Source organism: Marinomonas colpomeniae (assembly GCF_014803385.1).
Classification (GTDB): Bacteria; Pseudomonadota; Gammaproteobacteria; order Pseudomonadales; family Marinomonadaceae; genus Marinomonas; species Marinomonas colpomeniae.
In genome coordinates this window covers 264,546-283,898 of record NZ_JACYFC010000003.1, presented here as the reverse complement: position 1 = coordinate 283,898, position 19,353 = coordinate 264,546, and the positions used below count along the sequence as shown (strand labels likewise).

Genomic DNA, 19,353 nt, shown 5'->3' with positions numbered 1-19,353 from the left:
TTAACAAACCAACTAACCAATAAATAAAAACTAACACCATGATAGTTTTGGTAATCCCTTACTCTTTATTGCTGTTTATTAGTGCGTGTACCTGGACAGAATAACGCAACATCAATGAATAGAAATAAGGCGTTGTGTAAAGTGCCTAAGCATTTCTTGCAATGTTTCGTTATCTCGCCATAAATAATCTTATTAGCAACCTATGACACTAAATTGGTTCGTTAGTTGCTTATAAATTAAGAAAGCTATGTTGGCTTATTCATTATAGGAGAGGAATATGACGCAATCAGATTATCCGTTAGTTGAGGTACCGCAAAACAAACGCCGGGGTTTATTACCAATGGCGGCTATTTTGCTTGGTTTTACTTTTTTCACGGCCACCATGTGGGCTGGCGGAACATTAGGAACAGCTTTTTCTTTTTCAGAATTACTCTTGGTTATTTTTGTTGGTAATTTACTGCTTGGTACTTATGCTGCTTTTCTTGCATACATTGCTTATAAAAGTGGTTTGAATAGTGTCTTAATGGGTCGTTTTTGCTTTGGTGAAATTGGCAGTAAGTTATCCGATTTGATTCTCGGTTTCACACAAATTGGTTGGTATGCTTGGGGTACTGCGACGCTCGCAATTGTCTTAGTCAAAATCACCAATATCCCAGAAACATGGCAAACACCTTTAATGATTTTATTCGGTATGGCGTTTTGTATTACCGCAATGATCGGTCTTAAAGGCATGGATTTACTGTCCCGAGTTGCTGTACCTGCCATGTTGATTTTTATTCTTATCAGTCTTTACACAGGTCTTGTTGATGTTGGTGGTGTTTCAGCATTAATGGGAATAGAACCAACTCAGAGTTTAAGTTTTACCGCCGCGATTACTATTGTCATCGGTACTTTCGTGAGTGGAGCAACACAGGCAACCAACTGGAGTCGATTTGCAAACAGTGGAAAAGTAGCTGTTTGGGCGACTATGGCGGCGTTCTTCATCGGTAATGGTTTAATGGTGTTAACGGGCGCATTGGGTACGTTAATTTATCAACAAGCAGATATCGTTGACGTGATGCTTGCACAAGGCTTCTTAGTGTTAGCGGTTCTTATGTTGTTCCTTAATATTTGGACAACTCAAGACAATACGATTTATAACTTTGCGGTGGCGGGTTGTAACCTTATTCGTACGGATAAGCGTCGTACAGTAACGGTTATTGGTGCCGCCATCGGCACTGTGATGGCCGTATTTGGAATGTACAATTTCTTGATTCCATTTCTTATTTTACTTGGTACTTTTATTCCTCCTATTGGTGGTGTCATCATGGCCGATTTTTGGTTGCGTCATAAAGGCAAATACCCATTACTAAACAATGCAAAGCTACCTGACTTCAATTGGGTTGGTCTAGGTTCTTATGCAATTGCCTCTTCAGCGGCGTATTTTTCACCTGTTGTCCCACCTATTGTCGGTGTTTTTGTTGCTATTCTTGTATACGGTGTTTTAACGTCATTACTTCAGAGTGAAACAAAAACGGTCTTAAATAATTAATGAGTATTTGCTGTGCTGATATACCACGTTTACCCGGCCTAGAAAGCATTACCTTTCGAGCCGGTTTGACAGGAGGCCAACGTATTGTTCGTTGGCCTTATGTGGCAGAAAATGATTCGATTCAACCTTGGGTCAGTGGTGGAGAATTGGTTTTCGTCACGGGCATAAATCATCGTCGTAACGAAAAGAACCTCGGCCAACTTATCGAAGAAGCTGTAAACAGCAATGTCGCTGGACTGGTCATTTTGACTGGTCCAGAGTTCATACAGCAAATCCCCAATAGTGTGTTAGAACTCGCCAATAAGCATCAAATTCCACTGTTAGAGCAGCCTTACAGTTTGAAAATGGTATTGGTGACTGAAATCATCAGCAACGCCATTGTTCAGGCCAATTTATTGGGAAAATCCGTTCGACTTTTTTTAACAAAACTGATTAATGGTTTCGACCATGCTCCTGAATTAATTCACTTAAGAGCAAATGATTTAGGTATCAATGACTCAAATCCATTTTCTGTTTTAGCCATTCGAATGACTCAAACAGACCTCAATACAGAAGATTCAACACAACAGTTCCTTCATTTACATCAAGCATTAGAAGAACATTTAAGCAACATTCTCAAGCGTCGAGGTATCACTTGGCCAGTACTCAACCATGAGAAAGATCTTTTAGCCATTTGGCCAACAACCGATGTCGATACAACTGAATTATATGAAGAATTAGAGCAAGTACTCATGCTACTTCAGAAGTATTTTCCACAAACCGTACTTTGTATTGGCGTCAGTGAACGTAAAACAGGATTAGACAAGCTTGCTGATGCCACAGAACAAGCACGACAAGCCTTACATTTCGCCATAAAACATCAACACCAACGTATTTTTTTCTGTGAACAGTTAGGGATCGCGCGTTTGTTTGCGGCTATTCCTAATCGCGGTTTATTAGCAGACTTCTGTAAACAACATTTAGGAGAACTATGCTTTGCACGAGATAGCAGCACTCTTGAAATGAAAGCAACGCTAAACCATTACTTCAACCATTTTGGTCACCAACAACACACAGCCGATGCGATGGGTATTCACAGAAATACCTTAAGTTATCGCTTTAGCAAGATCGAACAGCGCTTAGGGTATTCATTACAAGACCCTTTTTTACGACTCAACTTACAGAATGCCCTATTGATTGAACAAATATTATTCCATCATCACGATATTGAAGAACAGACTGATCAGTCTTGATAGTCACAACGATTGAGGTTTCCTATGCAAATTATTAATGCTCGTTTACGCCAAAAACCTGAACTATTTACCTTACACATTGAAAACGGTCACTTTACCAAAATCGAAAAACAAGATGGCACCTTAGCCGATACATCGTTAAACGATGACATCAACGCTGACGGTAACCTTGTCTGTGCACCTTTTGTCGAGCCTCATATTCATCTTGATGCAGCACTCACTGCTGGCGAACCTGAATGGAATCAAAGCGGTACGCTTTTTGAGGGAATTGAACGTTGGAGTCAGCGCAAACCTATGCTGAACGAAGCCGACATTCGTAAGCGCGCTCTGTCTACCATTGAGCTCTTGGTACAAAATGGTGTTCAGGCAATTCGTACTCATGCAGATACGACAGACCCAACTTTGATTGGTGTTCGGACCTTATGTGCACTACGAGATGAATTGAAAGATAAGATAGATTTACAAGTCGTTGCCTTCCCACAAGACGGTATGTTGTCGTATCCGAGTGGTTTAAAACTCATGGAAGAAGCCCTAGAAATAGGAGCTGACGTTGTAGGCGGGATTCCTCATTTTGAATACACGCGAGAACTGGGTGAAAAGTCGGTCAAACTGATAATAGAACTGGCAAAAAAGTATGATCGTCTAGTGGATGTACATTGTGATGAAATCGATGATCCGAATTCACGTTTTCTTGAGTTTTTGGCTTGCGAAGCCTTGTTCCATGACATGGGTGACAAAGTCACTGCCAGCCATACAACAGCGATGCATTCCTATGACAATGCCTATTGCTCGAAATTGTTTCGTTTGTTGAAAAACTCAGGCATTAACTTCATTTCTTGTCCAACAGAAAGTATTCATCTACAAGGTCGATTCGATACTTATCCAAAACGCCGTGGTGTTACTCGGGTGAAAGAGTTGCGTGAAGCCAACATCAACGTTTGCTTAGGACAAGATTCCATCTTCGATCCTTGGTATTCACTGGGCAATGGTAAACTACTACGCACCTTAGATTTTGCCATGCACATCTGCCAAATGATGGGTTACAAGGACTACGAAAGTGCGTTAGATATGATCACAGACAACAGCGCGAAGACCATGTGTTTGGAAAATTACGGAATCAAAATTGGAAACCCAGCGAACTTCATTTTATTAGAAGGGTTCGACGACTACAGTGTATTACGCAAACAAGGAGAGGTTTTATTGTCAGTACGTCATGGTGAAATCATCATGCAACGACAACCTGCTCAAGTCATCAGTAAGCCTTGGATTAGTACGATCTAATCCTGTCTTGCAGATAACTTAATGTGTACAGCAAGCAGTGCTTGGTCACCCACTAGCGCAGCGGTGTGACCATGAACCTGATCATCAAAGACTTCATCTGCTTGTAAGTAATCTTGGGCGATAAACATATCTCCCGCTGTAAAATCCCGATATTCGCCGTTACGCAATCCGATTCTCAAGGTACCAGAGCGAACAATAATAAGAGTTGGATCACCCGCAACATGCCAAGAGCTAAAATAACCGACTTCACTCATACGATGACGAAAGTTCAATGCATCGATTCTGTCTGTAATAAATAAACCGTTGTAATTTTCTAATGAATAAAGCACGTCCTTAAAAATAGAAGAGCCTGTTTTACCGGTTTCATCATCAAGAGGCGAAAACAAAACAGACAAATGGATTTGGTCATTAGAAACAGAAGACATTAAAAAGCGCCTTTAAACATCAAATACAAGGTTTTGTGGTTCGCCATTGGCAAATGCAACAACATTATCAAAGGCAATTTTAAAATAAAGCTCATAACTGCCTTGTTCAACGTAACCTATGTGTGGCGTACAGAGTACATTTGGTAAAGACAACAATGGCTCATTATCGTGATTAGCCGGTTCTGTTTCGAACACATCAACCGCAGCTTGTTTATTTGGATTCGCAGACATCACACGATACAAAGCGCCTTTCTCAACTAACTCAGCACGGCTGGTATTAACAAACAAAGCGCCGTCTTTCATTTGCTCTAGATCGTCTTCGGTCACACAGGCTTTGGTGGCCTCATTAAGTCTTAAATGTAACGAAACCACATCAGCGATTTGAAAGAATTCTGCTTTAGAGGCCGCGGCTGAAAAACCATGTTCCTGCGCCAATGCTCTAGAAGCGTCTCTTCCCCATACAATCACTTCCATACCAAAAGCTTTCGCGTATTGAGCAATACGTTGACCGATTTTGCCGTATCCCCAAATACCAAGCACGGAACCATTTAATACTCGCCCTAAGCCTAACGAACCAGATTGTTGCCATTGATTTTGTGTGAAATGAGAAACATAAGCGGGAATGTGTCGACTTGCTGACATGATCAGTCCCCAGCAAAGTTCAGACGGCGCGACAGGCGAACCAACGCCTTCAGATACGGCAACACCATATTGATGACAAAGTTTAGCATCAATATGGTTGCTGATTTTTCCTGTTTGGCTAATCAATTTTAAATTAGGCAAGCGAGACAATAAGGCTTCGGTAATCACGGTGCGTTCACGAATCAGAATACACACATCAAAATCAATCAGATTGCGAACTAAATCATCTACTGTCAAAAAGGTTTCATTGAAAACATGAACATCGTGATCTTGTAGAAGACTAAAACACTCAAGGTCTTTCACACAGTTTTGATAATCGTCCAGTACCGCTATTTTCAAGGTATCGTCTCCTAGAGATAAGGTTGCCATTGTAATGGTCAAGTAATCACAATGGCATAAGTGATTTTTTCAATACTATCTACCCTAGAATAGTACCTTTAAATAATATGCTCAAACGCTAATGAATTACATTTAAAACAAACTAAAAAATAAGGAAATGCTTTATTTAGAATAACGAATACTCATTTTTACGAGACCTGCTCTTCTTCTCGAAAAGCTCTACGCAATACTTTACCAACATTATTTTTTGGTAATTCCGTTCTGACCTCAACATATTTAGGTACTTTATAAGCCGCTAAATGCTCTTTGCAATATGCTCGTAGCGCTTGGATATCGAGCACTTCAGTTTCTGCTTTTAGAACCACAAAGACTTTTACAGCCTCTCCCGCTTTATCGTCCGCAACACCAATCGCAGCAGACTCTAAAATATCAGGATGAGATGACAGACAACCCTCAACTTCTGTTGGGTAAACATTGAAACCAGACACAATTATCATGTCTTTAGCGCGGTCGACAATTTGTAAATAACCGTCTGCATGTTGCACCGCAATATCACCCGTGATTAAAAAGCCATCTTCTGTCATGACCTCTTGAGTAGCTAGCTCTTGATTCCAATAACCCTTCATTACCTGCGGTCCACGCACGCATAACATACCTGATTCACCTTGTGGTAGTGTTTGACCTTCTCGATTTTGTATTCTGATTTCTGTTTGAGGAATAGGAATACCAATGGTTCCAATCTGCTCTTTACCGATAGGGTTAAATGACACAACAGGCGACGTCTCAGTTAAACCATAACCTTCAACGACCACTCCTCCCGTAACAGCTTGCCACTCTTCTGCGGCAGAATGCGTCAAAGGCATACCGCCAGAACAAGTCAGCTTGAGATGTGAAAAATCTAATTCACGGAAATCAGGTTTGTTGCATAGACCAACGAATAAAGTATTCAGTCCAACAAAACCAGTGAACTTCCATTTCTTTAACTCTTTAACAAAACCCGATAAGTCTCTTGGATTAGGAATTAAAACACTATGACCGCCAAGCTCTAACAAGGTTAAGCCATGTATTAAAAATGCGTAAATATGGTACAGAGGTAAGGGCGCTATATAAGTTTCAACACCTTCCTCTAGTATAGTTCTCAAACGAGAGCTTAACTGGAATGTGTTAGAAATCAGGTTAGCGTGAGTTAACATAGCGCCTTTTGCGACGCCTGTTGTTCCACCAGTATATTGCAGAACAGCAATTTGCTCTGATGTGGCTTTTATCTTCACAACTGGTTTTCCGGCCCCTTTAAACAATGCATGATTTAAACTTAATGCATTTGGGAGATGATAAGTTGGTACCATTTTTTTTACATACTTAACCACTGAGTTCACTAACAATCGTTTAATCGATGTATGAAAATCTGCGATTTCAGTAATAATAACGTGTTTAATCGATGTTTTAGCGAGGATCTTTTCGACATTATGAGCCATATTAGCGAACACAACTAATGCCTTTACGCCCGCATCATTGAACTGATGCTCAAGCTCTTTAGAAGTATATAAAGGGTTAGTATTTACAACAATTAATCCTGCCTTCATCGCACCAAATAGTACGACTGGATACTGAATGACATTAGGTAATTGAATCGCAATTCGGTCACCAGGAACTAAATCCGTTTCATTTTGAAGGTACGCTGCAAAGAGGTCTGACTTTTCGCCTAACTCACGGTAAGTCAATGTTCTACCAATACTTGTAAAAGCGGGTAATTCGTTATATTTTTCAACCGCTAAATCTAATATATCAACTAGCGATTGGTAGCCTGCAGGATTAAGTGAATCAGGTAAATAACTACCTGGTGCTTTATCGACACCTACATTGTTATGAGTAGAAGTTTCCATAGCTATAAAAAAGCTCCATTTGTTTTTTTTATTTAGGAGAATAAAAGTAAATACAAAAGTTCGACTAAAAATAATTGAGTGCTAGATCAGCCCATTGTCGAACTCAAACCCTACAAAGGCAATATTTGAATCAACTTAGTCACTCGCATAATATCTCCGTCTGTACCAATTTTACCTTGCATGAAAGCGGTCATACCACCTAATTCGATAACAACCACCTCTTTTAAAGTATCAAAAACAATACTAGATAATGACCGTTTAGGTATTACACCCACGCCTGTCTATTTCATATCCCTCATCAGCTACACTTAATAAATAGCGGCCAACACAACCTAAATTAAAGCATTTACTAAAGATAAAGTTTTATACGGCCAGCTGTTTTCATCTTCTTTACCGGCGTTTTCTTCATCCAATTTTGTAAAAGCACCAATAACTTCCATACGGCTTGTTTTATCCCATGGAGACACATTAAACGTCACTTCACCACGTGACAAATTTACAAATAAAGCCTCTGTAATGCTGATAGAAAACACACCTTTGACACGATAAATATTATTTAATTTGGCTACATCATGAACCATAGACTTTACTTTATCTTGATTGAAATTTTCATCAATTGGCCAACGCCAACCTAATACCTTCATCCCATCTTGGTGCTTTTGATAATGCCAAGGTGATGTCTCTATTTGGACAGCATCTTCTTGATGTGTGCTGCCTTGAACCGGACCTTCTTTCTCCGAGTGGCCTGCATGATGTGAATGGCTTGTATCGTGTAAACCGCCTGTATCGTGAGTGTGAATCAAATCGCCCTCAACAGGTATATTGATTAAGCCAATGTCTAAATCTTCAAGATCAAGATGCATAGGGTTTGAAAGAAAGGTAGCAGGCTTAGGGTCAGGTAAAGAAGCGGCGCTAAAACGAGCTTCTAGCATTTCAATATCTTCTTTCTGGTAACTATCTACATGGCTAAAAACAATACCATTGGCTGATTCTATTTGATCATTAAAAATGGTGTGCTTGGTATAGCGCTCATCTTTTAGATTACGAGCATCCAAGACACAAAACGCGCCAGTTAGCAGCAGTACATCATGATAAGAAGTACCGCGTAATTTCTGAATGATTTGTTTTGGATGACCAAGTCCAGATGGCTCAATAAAAATACGATCAGGATTGTGTTCTTTGATTAACTGATTCAATCCCTGTTGAAAGGCCGCAGATGTTGTACAACAAACACACCCACCAGGTACTTCTTTGATTGCTACATCAGAGTTTGAATAAAATGCACTATCCAAACCTATGTCACCAAACTCATTAACTAATACTGCCCAACGTTCATTGACTGGAGACAGATCAAGTAATTGTCGGATCAATGTTGTTTTACCGGCGCCTAAGAAACCAGTTACTAAGGTCACCTTTATGCCTTGATAACGCACATTAAAACCCTCATTCCGTTAAAAAATAATTAGAACGAATACGCCAAGGTTAGACTCGTGACAGTATCGGTTTTCTCGTTAGAATCGAGTGGATCACTATTATGAATCACACTATAAGCCGCCTTCATGCTTAAGTTTTGCCTTAGCATAGCACTGATAGCTGACTCAGATTTCGACTCAGTATTTTGCCCTCTATTTAACGCAATTTCTGTACTCAAAGTTTGTGTGAACTTAGAGTTAAAACTAAGGTTATATCGGTATTTTCCCTCAATACGAACAATATTAGAACTGATTCTCTCCCCATCATTCGCTCGAGTAAAAGAATAACCTGGACCCACACTATAATTTAGAAATGAGGTTTCATTGGAAAAAAGTCTAGCGGAATAACCAATAGCAATAGTACTTTGATAGTCATAACCACTCAACCTATCATCCGTATAAGAACCAAACACAAATACTGATGTATTTTCACTACTTAATTTATAATCACTTTGTGTTGAAAAGAATAGCTTTTGCGCTGTGACTTCGGTCTCTCCATCGTATACGTTCTGCGTATAGAACATATCGAGTAAATATTCATTCTTCCATTCTCTAAAATCTTGCTTGATGAGCACCTTTCCTTTTGCCGCTTTGCTGTTTGTGTTTCCGGATGCAGCAAAAATACCTAATTCTAATTCTGTATTTAAAGGCTCTAGTGGTCTTGGTAATTTTAACGCCTTCAGAGGTTTAACTGGCTCTACAGCATACGAAACAGGTATAGAGATCATGAAGATAATGTAAATGAGTCTCTTCAAAAATGACATTGATATACACCCTTATGTCTAATGAATTGATCCCTGACAAAAAAGGAAGGTGTAGATAATTAAGAAACCACTTAAAGCGGTGTTGAAGTAAAACAGAATCACCTTCCTATACTGCCATCAGGCTTAGGAGTTATTTTTACATTGATGATTCTGAATAACAGTCAGGATTAAGCTAACTAATTGAAAAGTATTAGATAAAACTAAGAAAGTATTTTTTTAAGGGCGAACCTTTACATTATTATTTCCATCTTTACTCTGGCAAATAAGTGCATCACCGTCTTTTAGTCTAGAGGATTTTGCTAATCGATCATACAAAAGCACATTGACTGACGCCGCTAGATTCATACAACCAACAGTAGGAACAAACACAACAAAATCGGCTCGATCTACTATTTTTTGCTCGATCGTTCCATCTTCTGGACCAAATATATATAACGCTTTTTCTGGGTGATCAAAGTCTGGTAAAGATGTTGCCCCCTGAATCAAGTCAACACATACAATTTTGGTTTTTGAATCTACCGCATCAACTAGATTATCAACGCTTAACGTCTCTATGTTGATCAGAGGAATAGAACTTCTGGCATTTTGCGTATCGGTCGACATTTTAGCGGCCCGATCATAACGTAGCCCTGAATACAAAACCTGATCTGCTTGATAACAACCAGCGGCTCGCATCACAGCACCAACATTTTCTGCACCTTTAGGATTAGTTAAACCGATAGAAACATATTCTTTTTTCATAGATAGGTACGACACTGAGATTGAAAATTTCGAAGATAGTACCACTATTTATAAACACCATAACGATTCAATCTTTATTTAAGCCACAAATTTATTTCGAGGCAGTATGAACACTTTGAAAAAAAGATCTTTTAAACAAAGCCTTCTAGAAAAAGAATCAACAACAAGAAAGTTATTAAAAAACATCGGTTTTACTCTATTAGCAGCAACTACGTTTCAAGCTCAAGCAGCATCTGTATGGAAGGTAAGCTCAGACACAAACACACTCTATATTGGCGGCACTATCCACTTACTAAGCGAACAAGATTACCCGCTACCTAAAGCTTACGAAATCGCCTACCAAGCATCGGATAAAGTCATTTTTGAAACAGATATGGAGGTATTAAACGAACCTAGTTTTCAAAAGAATCTTCAAGCAAAAATGCTTTATACCGACGGAACAACGATCGACAAAGTTCTCCAACCTAACGTATATAACGAACTAAAGCGGTATTTAGACAGTCGCCACATCCCAATAGAAACGGTAGAGAGTTTAAAGCCTAGCGCACTTGCGATTTCTCTAAGCATGGTAGAACTTAGGCACTTAGGGTTTACAAGCGAAGGTGTTGATCAATTTTACTCACGTAAAGCGACACAAGAAAATAAACCAAGAGGTTGGCTAGAAAAGCCCGAAGCACAAGTCGCCATGCTTACAGATTTAAATACCCAAGATGATAATCAAGTAGTCGAATATGCTTTATCCGATATTAAAGACATGGCTGAAACAATGGATAGTTTACGTACCAGCTGGCGTACTGGCGACATGAAAACTCTCGCGTCGCTTGAACAAGCTGAATTAAAAGAAGATTATCCTGAAATTTATGACACTCTACTTGCCAAGCGCAACGCTCTTTGGGTACCACAAATAGAAGCCATGCTTAACAATTCTGATGTCGCCTTTATTATGGTTGGCGCAATGCATTTAGCAGGACCAGACAGTGTATTAAAATCGCTTAAAGCCAATGGTTATAAAGTTGAACAGCTTTAAGCCTTTTTATTATTCAATATGTGATTTCAGCGCTGTGAAAAATTATGGATTACTATATGATGCGCCATCCTTGTTCCATGTGAGTAATAGACTAGATGCCCGACAACGCACTTTATACAGATTTATCCTGTTACTACGATCTAATGTGTGCGGATATAAATTATCGATCCCAGAGCGATACAGTACACCGACTTCATCAAATATTTGGTAACAGCGGGTTAAAATACTTAGATTTAGCCTGTGGAACAGGGCCACATATTGAGTATTTTATTAAAGAGGGTTATCAATGCAATGGGCTGGATATAAGCCAGTCTATGCTAGACATTGCAGCACTAAACTGCCCAGAAGCTAAATTCGAACTCGGGAACATGTGTACCTTTGAGACGGACTCAAGTTACGATTTAATTACCTGTTTTTTGTATTCCATCCATTACAGTGGTGATATTGAAAACTTAAATGGTGCAATAAAAAGTGCTCATAAAGCACTAAAAACAGATGGTATATTCTGTTTTAACGCTGTCGATAAGAACCATATAGATAATGAACTAATGGCAAAACATACAGTGCTGCATGATAACAGCGAATTTAGTTTTTGTTCATCTTGGTTTTACTCAGGAGAGGGAGAAAAACAAAAATTAAAACTAAGTGTTGAAAAAACGACTACTGAGATAACACAGCAATGGACAGACGAACACCCAATGGTAGCAATCAATTTCGAAGCGTTACAGAATTTACTAATGCCCTATTTTGACGTTCATATATTTGAGCATGACTATGACAAAATAATCACGTGGAACAAGCTGTCTGGTAATGCAATATTCGTATGTGTGAAGAAATAAAGAAGATGTAATAATCTGGTTTTCTAATTATACCATAGAGCGATATTTCAAAATCAAAGAAATGATTTCATGATCACTTACAGTAGAAGATAAAGACTCATTCATAGATCGTCTCTGTGGTAAGCGTATATTGAATTTACTTTTTAATACACCTGTCACTTGTGGATCAGAATTTGGGTCAAATGCCTGACTTGTAAAAGCATAAATTCTTTGTAGCAAAAACTCTTTCGCTGTATTTATCATATTTTCCCTATGATATGAGAGAAACTAAATATAGTTCTCTGTTGTTATTTCAAAATTTCAGTCTAAAAAATAGATAAAACACATGAGCTATAGACGTCAGCTACACACCGTATTTTTATTCAAATTGGATATAAGAAGAAAAGTATTTCGGAAGATCAGAATGCGGAAAACTCTATAAGATATACAATATGAGCTCAATTTTCTCTTTTGTCTACTAATGCTTTTTTATTTTGAGTGAAAGAGCTCTCTTATCATTAAAGCGACGCCTTTATACGGCGTCGCTTTCTGTCTTCATTTTATTAAAACCAATTAATACTCTGGCCCTTAGAACTTAACTAATTAAGGGTAAAGATATTTCTATTAATAATCCGCCTAATGTACTACGAGACGCTTGAATAGTTCCATTATGCTGACGAATAGCGCTTTCCGTAATAGCCAGCCCAAGCCCAGTACCGCCACTGTGGCGATCTCGTGCTGTAGACACTCGGTAAAAAGGTCTAAAAATAGACTCGAGTTCTTCATCTGGAACACCTTCCCCATTATCTTCTACTTTTATGGATAAGCTTTCCTTATGCTCTACAAATGACACTATAATTTTATCTTTGCCATAGTAAATTGAGTTTCGTACGATATTTTCTAGCGCACTCATTAATAACTGTGGCGAACAAATCATTGACCTGTCTGGTATATCAGATATTTGTAGCGTTTTTCCCATTTGTTCAGCCTCAAATTGACTGTCGGCTAATAAGCCTTCCCACAGACTTGAGAGAGGCTGAGCTTCTCGATTTAAATGGCTATCGACTTGTATATGAGACAGTTCAAGCAGTTTTGCAATCATTAGCTCGAGCCTTTGCGCTTCTGTGTCAATTCGAATAAGTTCTGAACTTTCACCTTGTTTACGAATAGCCAAAGCTTGCGCCATTCTTAACCTAGTCAAGGGCGAGCGTAGTTCATGGGAAATGTCTGACAATAAACGCTGCTGACGACAAATCATCATATTGACTGCTTCAACCATCTGATTAAAGCTAGCACCCGCTTGCCGAAATTCCGATGTACCTTTTTCCAGTTCTGGATCGGTTTCAAATACACCTTGTGTTACCCGTTGAGCGGCCTGTTCTAAACGACGAGCAGGTTGACTTAATGCCCAAGCAAGCCATAACAACAAAGGCGTACTAACCAACATTACAGCCAACAGTAAACGAAATGGATGATCAAACAGTTGTAATAAAAAACCTGGTGGTTCATTCCATTTCATACCGAAATAAAGAAAGTATTTTTTATCTGCCAAATCAACAGGAATAGGCCCTGACAACATCGTTTTGCCATAGAGTTTTTGCTGTGGCTTTAAAGGGTCATCAATCGTTGTGACAAAATTCCGCAAGGCCTTCAATGAAAAATCAGAACGGCGAGACCATGCCTGAATATTTCCGTCAGGGTCCGTAAGGTAAAGTCGTAATTTAGGCTCGTCACTCCGCTTCGAACGATTGTCAAAAGAATCTAATATGTGATTAAGGTCTGCTTTTGATGATAACTCTTTCGTGCCAGCTTGCTGCGAAGAGAAACGTTGTTCAATTTTGTCTCTTACCTGCAGCATGCCGTGGTAATGCCGAGAAGCAATATCTTTGGTTAAACGAGGATCTAATCTTGGCAACGCCAATACTGCCAAAATAACAAGAAACATAGTGAACCAAAATATCGCAAAAATACGACCATATAAGCTAGTAACACTTGGTAATCGCATTAATCCCCCTCAACCAATAAATAGCCACGACCGCGTAACGTTTTAATCCGAGGTTTTCCATTAGGCCAATCTGGTAATTTTTTACGTAAATTAGAAACATGCATATCAACCGCTCGATCAAACGCAGCTAAACGTTTACCTAATACATCAAGGCTCAGCACTTCTTTTGTTAATACTTCGCCTGGGTTAAGTAAGAAGTAGTGTAAAAGAGCAAACTCGGTACTGGTTAAATCTAGAAGTTCACCGTTACAGAAAGATTCCAAACGCCCAGGATACAATTTAATATCGCGATACATTACAAAGTCATTGTGTTGATTATTTTTCGGTATTTGGGTTCTCCGTAAAATAGCTCGAATTCTTGCAAGCAACTCCCGCTCACTAAAAGGTTTTGGTAAATAATCGTCTGCTCCAAGCTCAAGTCCTAAAACACGATCAATCTCATCACCTTTAGCCGTTAACATCAAAACAGGTGCGTCCCACTTTTCACGCAACTGCTTTAACGTCTCAAAACCATTTAATTTAGGCATCATGACATCTAGTAAGACTAGGTCCACACTGTCATCCATAATATCTAACCCTTCCAAACCATCGTATGCAGTAGAAACAGTGCAGTTTTCGAAAGATAGAACTTCTTTGAGTAAATCGCTCAATTCAACATCATCATCGATTATTAATATGTGTGGCATATAGACGTCCTAACAAGTAATACGGTTTTAAATACAATCAATAGGTAACTGACTCTATTTTACGATGAAAACAGAACAATGACGGTGCCTTTACGATACTTTACCTTGGCGATACGCCGCTTTACCTAACAATCTCTATTCTATCCCTATGCGCTGAAAGTGCAGTTCGATCAACAACACGATCATTAACGAACAATTGAAATAACCAACCTAGCATATAAGGAAAAGAATATGAAAATGGCAAAAAAACTTATTTTAGCGTCTGTTGTTCTACCTCTAGTATTAAGTACAGGTAGTGCCTTTGCATTTGGTGGGAATGGACAAAAAGATCATCAAGAATGTCGTCCAGGGCTTGATCGCGGCATGTTAAAAGAGCTCAACCTAACAGATGAACAAAAAGAGCAATTTAAATCACTCCGCAAAGCCAGCAGAGAAGATAATAAAGCTAAACGAGATAATGTAGACCCAGAACAGCGCAATGCAATGCAAGAACAACGTCTTGAGCAGTTAAATAATTTACTACTAGCAGAAAAATTTGACCCTGCAAAAGCAACTCAAATCGCCAAAGAAATGAGTCAAAAAAGAATCAAGCGTCAAGTGGAAAAGCTTAACGAACAACATGAAATGCTAAGCATCCTAACAGCTAAGCAAAAAAATACGTTCGTTGAGCTTCAAAAAGAACGTTTAGACGAGTGTATTGATGATATGCGAGATCATAAAAGCAAACATGATAAATAAATCACCCTAGCTATAAAAAAGGCGACCTTGGTCGCCTTTTTTACTTTCTTAATAACAGTTCAAGAACTACGACTAGTTCCGCTTCCAGATTCTGGCAACCGCTTGGTCACTACCTAGCAAGCCCACAATTTCACAAACCAAACCAGTTATAAAAAAGACAGTAATAGGAATAATACCTGCAAATTCACCTGTTTTTAATGTAAAAAATAGTGACACTGAAGCAATAATAAAGCACAACGTCCCTAGTACTAGCAGTATAGTACGATGGGATTTTCTATAATCGTACTTACCTTCACCAGATTCAAACATCCCTAAGATAGGAGAACAAAGCTTTCTCATTACATCTTTCATAAATACAAACCCAAACAACCTTTAAATTAGTAACAATATAACCTTTGATTTTTTACAAAGTTTTAATGTCCTGTTTATATCATTAAGTTACGATCAAGTAAGAATAGCTTAAAAAAAAACCTATAAACAACTAAACTTTACAGTTTTCCTGCCGTAAACTTTAGTTGTAGATATAAAACCTAATGTATTGTGACCCACTCAACATCATCAGTTTAACGGAGAAGAACATGAAAAAACTAATCGCAACAGGAATTGCAGCGGCTGCAATGGCTCTATCCATCAATGCCACAGCCTCTCCATTTAATTACGTAGAATATGCAATCGGTAACGTCGAGTTTGATGGTGGTGGTGATGGCGATTATTCTGCCTTATCTGCTTCTTTTGAAACATCTGTTGTCCCAATCGTTTCATTAGAAATGCTTGATTATAATGATTTTGATGTATTAAAACTTGGGATCGGCGGATATATGGAAATTGGCAGTTCTGCTCACTTATTTGGTCTTGTGCATTATAACGACTATGACAATATAGATTCTGACTTTAGTTTGACTGCTGGTATACGCAGTACGATTTCAGATCGATTAGAAGTAACAGCGTCATACACAACTTATACAGATGTTGATAGCCTAGATGGCATTGCACTTTCATTAGGGTATTACTTCACAGAGAACTTCTCTGTTGCAGGCCATTATGAAATGCTTGAAAACTCTGACGTCATGGCAGTTTCTGCAAGATTGAGCTTCTAAAACACAGTTAATATTACTGTTACTTTAGAAAAAGGGTTGAAGCTTTAAACTTCAACCCTTTTTTATTTATTCAATTGCTAGGCTTACTGAGCAATACTTAACAGACTTTTGTTAACCAATTATGTTTGTCTTCTGCTTTACCCCATTGGATATTATTCAAGGCTAAACGAAGTTTATCCGCTATAGGTCCTGGCTCTCCTGTTCCTACTTTGTATTCTTTTTCATTGTGAATAAAAGTACCTACAGACGTTAATACGGCAGCCGTGCCTGATAATACAGCTTCTACTTCTGGTTTTGCAGCACGTTCTAACAATTCCGCAACAGTTAGATCACGTTCCGTTACCGTCATCCCTAAATCAGCCGCCAGAGTAAGAATAGAAGAACGGGTCACGCCATGTAAGAAACTCGTATCTAAACCTTTCGTAATAATTTCATTGCCGTCGATTAACAAAAAGTTCGCTGCACCAGTCTCTTGAACATCGCCATTTGGACAAAATAAAATTTGATCCGCTTGTAATTCTACTTTTGCTTTTGAAATTGGACCTAATGCACTGGCATAATTACCACCGCTTTTAATCATGCCCATGTGAGGTGCACAGCGCATTCCAGTTTCATCAAGCAAAAGGCGTAATGCTTGAGCACCACCAGTAAAGTAATCTCCTACTGGAGACAATAAAATATACATCATGGATGTTGCTGTCGCGCCTGCGGCTTTACCCACATTTGCTTCTGTTCCAATGTGCGTTGGACGAACATACATAGAACCCGGTGGCACAGGCACCTCGCTTGCAAACTCAGCAACGGAATCTATGATCATTTTCTTTACTTGTTCTTCATCAATTATAGGCAAAGACAGCAATCGGCTACTTTGCGCTAAACGTTTAATGTTTTGATCCATACGAAACACATGAACACTGCCGTCTTCGTGGCGAAATGCTTTTAAACCTTCAAAACAAGTACTTGAGTAATGTAGAACATGCGCGCCCGGATGCATTTGAATACTATCCGAAGAAACAAGACTAGCCTCACTCCATTGATTATTTTCGAATGTTGCCAACGCCATTTTAGGCATAAACACGCTACCAAAAGCCGCCATTATCTTTTCCTATATAATTAAATGTTTACAAGTAACACCAGACACACAAACCGCTAATATAAAAACGTTAACCAAGTAAGTTTCAGTCTCAATACCGAGTTTTAAAGCGGACGTCAGCTTGAAGAAAGTAAATCGTGAACCACCAATCAAATAGAGTGTGTATGCTGAGTATTTCCATGAAATAAAATAGATAACATACTGATTAACTGAAAAGTGATAGAACGTGGGAAGATATTACTCTCTACGTAAGAAAGGCTCAATGATCCAAAGACAAAAATCACAAAGGGAGGTAAAAAATTACTTCATCACCGCCACTTTTTTTAGCTTGGTACATGGCTTGATCTGCAAGCTGAACTAACTCTAAAGGCGTTGTGCCATTCTCTGGGTAACTCGCAATACCTATACTAGATGACACTTCTAACTGAGCCCCTTCAATAATAAAAGGCTGGGCAAGTTTAGTTCTAATTTTATCAGCCACTGTTTTTGCATTCACTGTCTTATGGGTATTATGAAGAACAATCAAAAACTCATCACCACCCAAACGTCCCACAGTGTCAGACTTTCTGATACAAGATTTCAGGCGTTTAGCAATGCCCAACAGTAGCTTATCTCCCATTATATGGCCAAAGTCATCATTCACCGCTTTGAATCCATCAATATCAATAAACAAAACGGATAACATCGTTCTTTCACGTTCTGCTAATATTAATGCAGTCTGTAGACGGTCTAATAATAGAGTTCGATTAGGTAACTTGGTCAAATCATCATGACCCGCCGCATACAATAAAGAGGCTTCCATCTCTTTACGTTCAGTAATATCATGGGCCACAGCTATTCTAACTTGATGCTCCTCCGACCACCTAGCAGACCAAAGAATATTAACGACTTTCCCGTCTTTATGAACCCAGCGATTTTCAAACCTCCGTTGTAACTGCCCTGATAATATAGTATCTACAGTGCCGAGCGTTCCTTGAGTGTCTTCTGGATAAACAAATTCAACCATATTTCTACCAATCACTTCTTGTGGTGTGTAGCCAAAAATATGTTCAAAACCCGCACTCACAAATACAAAGCAACCAAACTTGTCAACTACACAAACAGCATCTAGCATCAACTCCATGACATCTGCTAAATTGATAACGACTTTGTTGTCATCCATACAATCTTATTCCTGAAAATAAATGCAAATATAAAATGATAATTCTTCAATTAAGTATAGTTAAAAATTGACGAAAAACACTTGGAATAACACTAATTATTAATTGATTTTAAAAGCTATATTGTCCGAAATATCAGAGAGTACATACCGTAGAATAAGACAAAATTGAGTATAAGAGTGAGCCAAAACATGGAGCGGAAAAAACGTTTCTTAGTCTTATGTCGGAACACCTTTTGCCCAAGGATTGCCCCAGGCCAGCCGCCCAATAAAGACATAAGATGCAGAGTAGACTCTCTCACTCGCCATTTATTGCACTTTGCGGCAGATTTATCGATACCATAAAGGCAAAAAGTCACTAGGCTCATTACGCCATAAAAAGAAGCCAATATTAAAAGTACTGAGGGCATAACACGCCTG

Annotated in this window: 21 protein-coding genes; 7 read left to right on the top strand and 14 right to left on the bottom strand. The window is 38.8% G+C overall.

The features are described 5' to 3' along the window. Positions 1-277: 277 nt before the first annotated feature. Genes codB through codA form a run of 3 tightly spaced genes read left to right on the top strand, consistent with a single transcriptional unit; the run spans position 278 to position 4,044 of the window. Positions 278-1,531, top strand: coding sequence for a cytosine permease (codB, locus tag IF202_RS10675; RefSeq protein ID WP_191594886.1), 1,254 nt, complete (start codon positions 278-280; stop codon positions 1,529-1,531). Further along, positions 1,531-2,763 carry a PucR family transcriptional regulator gene (locus IF202_RS10670; RefSeq protein WP_191594885.1) on the top strand — a complete coding sequence of 411 codons (1,233 nt, stop codon included), beginning with the start codon at positions 1,531-1,533 and terminating at the stop codon, positions 2,761-2,763. The genes codB and IF202_RS10670 overlap by 1 nt, the downstream gene beginning before the upstream one ends. Before the next feature lie 24 nt (positions 2,764-2,787). Continuing rightward, positions 2,788-4,044 (top strand): cytosine deaminase, encoded by a 1,257-nt coding sequence (gene codA, locus IF202_RS10665; RefSeq protein WP_191594884.1) that lies wholly within the window; start codon positions 2,788-2,790, stop codon positions 4,042-4,044. On the opposite strand, the gene IF202_RS10660 is transcribed toward codA, so the two are convergent. The 7 genes from IF202_RS10660 to IF202_RS10630 all read right to left on the bottom strand — a co-directional run bounded on the left by IF202_RS10660 (position 4,041) and on the right by IF202_RS10630 (position 10,310). Continuing rightward, entirely contained in the window at positions 4,041-4,469 is a 429-nt protein-coding gene (locus IF202_RS10660) for a cupin domain-containing protein (RefSeq protein WP_206705462.1), read from the bottom strand. The genes codA and IF202_RS10660 overlap by 4 nt on opposite strands. 12 nt (positions 4,470-4,481) lie before the next feature. Further along, entirely contained in the window at positions 4,482-5,450 is a 969-nt protein-coding gene (locus IF202_RS10655; protein WP_191595163.1) for a D-2-hydroxyacid dehydrogenase family protein, read from the bottom strand. A 188-nt stretch (positions 5,451-5,638) separates the two neighbouring features. After that, on the bottom strand, positions 5,639-7,333 hold the full coding sequence (locus IF202_RS10650) for an AMP-binding protein (protein WP_191594883.1): 1,695 nt from the start codon (positions 7,331-7,333) through the stop codon (positions 5,639-5,641). 110 nt (positions 7,334-7,443) lie between these two features. Continuing rightward, the gene (locus IF202_RS17720) at positions 7,444-7,608 is read right to left on the bottom strand and encodes an SCP2 sterol-binding domain-containing protein (RefSeq protein WP_328797218.1); all 165 of its coding nucleotides are present in this window, start codon (positions 7,606-7,608) and stop codon (positions 7,444-7,446) included. Between the two features lie 57 nt (positions 7,609-7,665). After that, positions 7,666-8,745, bottom strand: a complete 1,080-nt coding sequence (locus IF202_RS17715) for a CobW family GTP-binding protein (RefSeq protein WP_191594882.1) — start codon at positions 8,743-8,745, stop codon at positions 7,666-7,668. A gap of 50 nt (positions 8,746-8,795) precedes the next feature. Further along, a complete protein-coding gene (locus IF202_RS10635) occupies positions 8,796-9,569 on the bottom strand; it encodes a DUF481 domain-containing protein (protein WP_191594881.1) in 774 nt (257 codons plus the stop codon). 216 nt (positions 9,570-9,785) lie between these two features. Beyond that, positions 9,786-10,310, bottom strand: coding sequence for an RNA methyltransferase (locus tag IF202_RS10630; RefSeq protein WP_191594880.1), 525 nt, complete (start codon positions 10,308-10,310; stop codon positions 9,786-9,788). Between the two features lie 106 nt (positions 10,311-10,416). Between IF202_RS10630 and IF202_RS10625 the strand changes: the two genes are divergently transcribed. Together IF202_RS10625 and IF202_RS10620 are read left to right on the top strand one after the other, a co-directional pair. Continuing rightward, positions 10,417-11,337, top strand: coding sequence for a TraB/GumN family protein (locus tag IF202_RS10625; protein WP_191594879.1), 921 nt, complete (start codon positions 10,417-10,419; stop codon positions 11,335-11,337). 95 nt (positions 11,338-11,432) lie between these two features. Then, the gene (locus IF202_RS10620; protein WP_191594878.1) at positions 11,433-12,176 is read left to right on the top strand and encodes a class I SAM-dependent DNA methyltransferase; all 744 of its coding nucleotides are present in this window, start codon (positions 11,433-11,435) and stop codon (positions 12,174-12,176) included. A gap of 27 nt (positions 12,177-12,203) precedes the next feature. Here IF202_RS10620 and IF202_RS10615 read toward each other — a convergent pair whose 3' ends face one another. The 3 genes from IF202_RS10615 to IF202_RS10605 form a co-directional block, all read right to left on the bottom strand. Continuing rightward, positions 12,204-12,419 carry a hypothetical protein gene (locus IF202_RS10615; RefSeq protein ID WP_191594877.1) on the bottom strand — a complete coding sequence of 72 codons (216 nt, stop codon included), beginning with the start codon at positions 12,417-12,419 and terminating at the stop codon, positions 12,204-12,206. Positions 12,420-12,750: 331 nt separating this feature from the next. Then, positions 12,751-14,160, bottom strand: a complete 1,410-nt coding sequence (cpxA, locus tag IF202_RS10610; RefSeq protein ID WP_191594876.1) for an envelope stress sensor histidine kinase CpxA — start codon at positions 14,158-14,160, stop codon at positions 12,751-12,753. Continuing rightward, complete coding sequence (locus IF202_RS10605; RefSeq protein ID WP_191594875.1) at positions 14,160-14,846, bottom strand: response regulator; 687 nt, start codon at positions 14,844-14,846, stop codon at positions 14,160-14,162. Before IF202_RS10605 ends, cpxA begins: the two co-directional genes overlap by 1 nt. Before the next feature lie 231 nt (positions 14,847-15,077). Here IF202_RS10605 and IF202_RS10600 point away from each other — a divergent pair, with 231 nt between their 5' ends. Next, positions 15,078-15,584, top strand: coding sequence for a CpxP family protein (locus IF202_RS10600; RefSeq protein WP_191594874.1), 507 nt, complete (start codon positions 15,078-15,080; stop codon positions 15,582-15,584). 72 nt (positions 15,585-15,656) lie between these two features. Here the strand turns inward: IF202_RS10600 and IF202_RS10595 are convergent, their stop codons facing one another. Then, positions 15,657-15,935, bottom strand: coding sequence for a hypothetical protein (locus tag IF202_RS10595; protein ID WP_191594873.1), 279 nt, complete (start codon positions 15,933-15,935; stop codon positions 15,657-15,659). Between the two features lie 227 nt (positions 15,936-16,162). Between IF202_RS10595 and IF202_RS10590 the strand changes: the two genes are divergently transcribed. After that, the gene (locus IF202_RS10590) at positions 16,163-16,681 is read left to right on the top strand and encodes a hypothetical protein (RefSeq protein ID WP_191594872.1); all 519 of its coding nucleotides are present in this window, start codon (positions 16,163-16,165) and stop codon (positions 16,679-16,681) included. A gap of 97 nt (positions 16,682-16,778) precedes the next feature. Here the strand turns inward: IF202_RS10590 and IF202_RS10585 are convergent, their stop codons facing one another. The 3 genes from IF202_RS10585 to IF202_RS10575 all read right to left on the bottom strand — a co-directional run bounded on the left by IF202_RS10585 (position 16,779) and on the right by IF202_RS10575 (position 19,343). After that, on the bottom strand, positions 16,779-17,777 hold the full coding sequence (locus IF202_RS10585) for a branched-chain amino acid aminotransferase (RefSeq protein WP_191594871.1): 999 nt from the start codon (positions 17,775-17,777) through the stop codon (positions 16,779-16,781). Positions 17,778-18,054: 277 nt separating this feature from the next. After that, on the bottom strand, positions 18,055-18,936 hold the full coding sequence (locus IF202_RS10580) for a sensor domain-containing protein (protein ID WP_191594870.1): 882 nt from the start codon (positions 18,934-18,936) through the stop codon (positions 18,055-18,057). 116 nt (positions 18,937-19,052) lie between these two features. Then, the gene (locus IF202_RS10575) at positions 19,053-19,343 is read right to left on the bottom strand and encodes a DUF1294 domain-containing protein (RefSeq protein WP_206705461.1); all 291 of its coding nucleotides are present in this window, start codon (positions 19,341-19,343) and stop codon (positions 19,053-19,055) included. Between the last annotated feature and the right edge of the window lie 10 nt (positions 19,344-19,353).

Excerpts from the sequence above, each read along its gene's own strand:
- codB (WP_191594886.1), top strand. The coding sequence starts at position 278 with ATGACGCAATCAGATTATCCGTTAGTTGAGGTACCGCAAAACAAACGC.
- IF202_RS10670 (WP_191594885.1), top strand. The coding sequence starts at position 1,531 with ATGAGTATTTGCTGTGCTGATATACCACGTTTACCCGGCCTAGAAAGC.
- codA (WP_191594884.1), top strand. The coding sequence starts at position 2,788 with ATGCAAATTATTAATGCTCGTTTACGCCAAAAACCTGAACTATTTACC.
- IF202_RS10660 (WP_206705462.1), bottom strand. The coding sequence starts at position 4,469 with ATGTCTTCTGTTTCTAATGACCAAATCCATTTGTCTGTTTTGTTTTCG.
- IF202_RS10650 (WP_191594883.1), bottom strand. The coding sequence starts at position 7,333 with ATGGAAACTTCTACTCATAACAATGTAGGTGTCGATAAAGCACCAGGT.
- IF202_RS10635 (WP_191594881.1), bottom strand. The coding sequence starts at position 9,569 with ATGTCATTTTTGAAGAGACTCATTTACATTATCTTCATGATCTCTATA.
- IF202_RS10630 (WP_191594880.1), bottom strand. The coding sequence starts at position 10,310 with ATGAAAAAAGAATATGTTTCTATCGGTTTAACTAATCCTAAAGGTGCA.
- IF202_RS10625 (WP_191594879.1), top strand. The coding sequence starts at position 10,417 with ATGAACACTTTGAAAAAAAGATCTTTTAAACAAAGCCTTCTAGAAAAA.
- IF202_RS10620 (WP_191594878.1), top strand. The coding sequence starts at position 11,433 with ATGCCCGACAACGCACTTTATACAGATTTATCCTGTTACTACGATCTA.
- IF202_RS10615 (WP_191594877.1), bottom strand. The coding sequence starts at position 12,419 with ATGATAAATACAGCGAAAGAGTTTTTGCTACAAAGAATTTATGCTTTT.
- cpxA (WP_191594876.1), bottom strand. The coding sequence starts at position 14,160 with ATGCGATTACCAAGTGTTACTAGCTTATATGGTCGTATTTTTGCGATA.
- IF202_RS10605 (WP_191594875.1), bottom strand. The coding sequence starts at position 14,846 with ATGCCACACATATTAATAATCGATGATGATGTTGAATTGAGCGATTTA.
- IF202_RS10600 (WP_191594874.1), top strand. The coding sequence starts at position 15,078 with ATGAAAATGGCAAAAAAACTTATTTTAGCGTCTGTTGTTCTACCTCTA.
- IF202_RS10595 (WP_191594873.1), bottom strand. The coding sequence starts at position 15,935 with ATGAAAGATGTAATGAGAAAGCTTTGTTCTCCTATCTTAGGGATGTTT.
- IF202_RS10590 (WP_191594872.1), top strand. The coding sequence starts at position 16,163 with ATGAAAAAACTAATCGCAACAGGAATTGCAGCGGCTGCAATGGCTCTA.
- IF202_RS10585 (WP_191594871.1), bottom strand. The coding sequence starts at position 17,777 with ATGGCGGCTTTTGGTAGCGTGTTTATGCCTAAAATGGCGTTGGCAACA.
- IF202_RS10580 (WP_191594870.1), bottom strand. The coding sequence starts at position 18,936 with ATGGATGACAACAAAGTCGTTATCAATTTAGCAGATGTCATGGAGTTG.
- IF202_RS10575 (WP_206705461.1), bottom strand. The coding sequence starts at position 19,343 with ATGCCCTCAGTACTTTTAATATTGGCTTCTTTTTATGGCGTAATGAGC.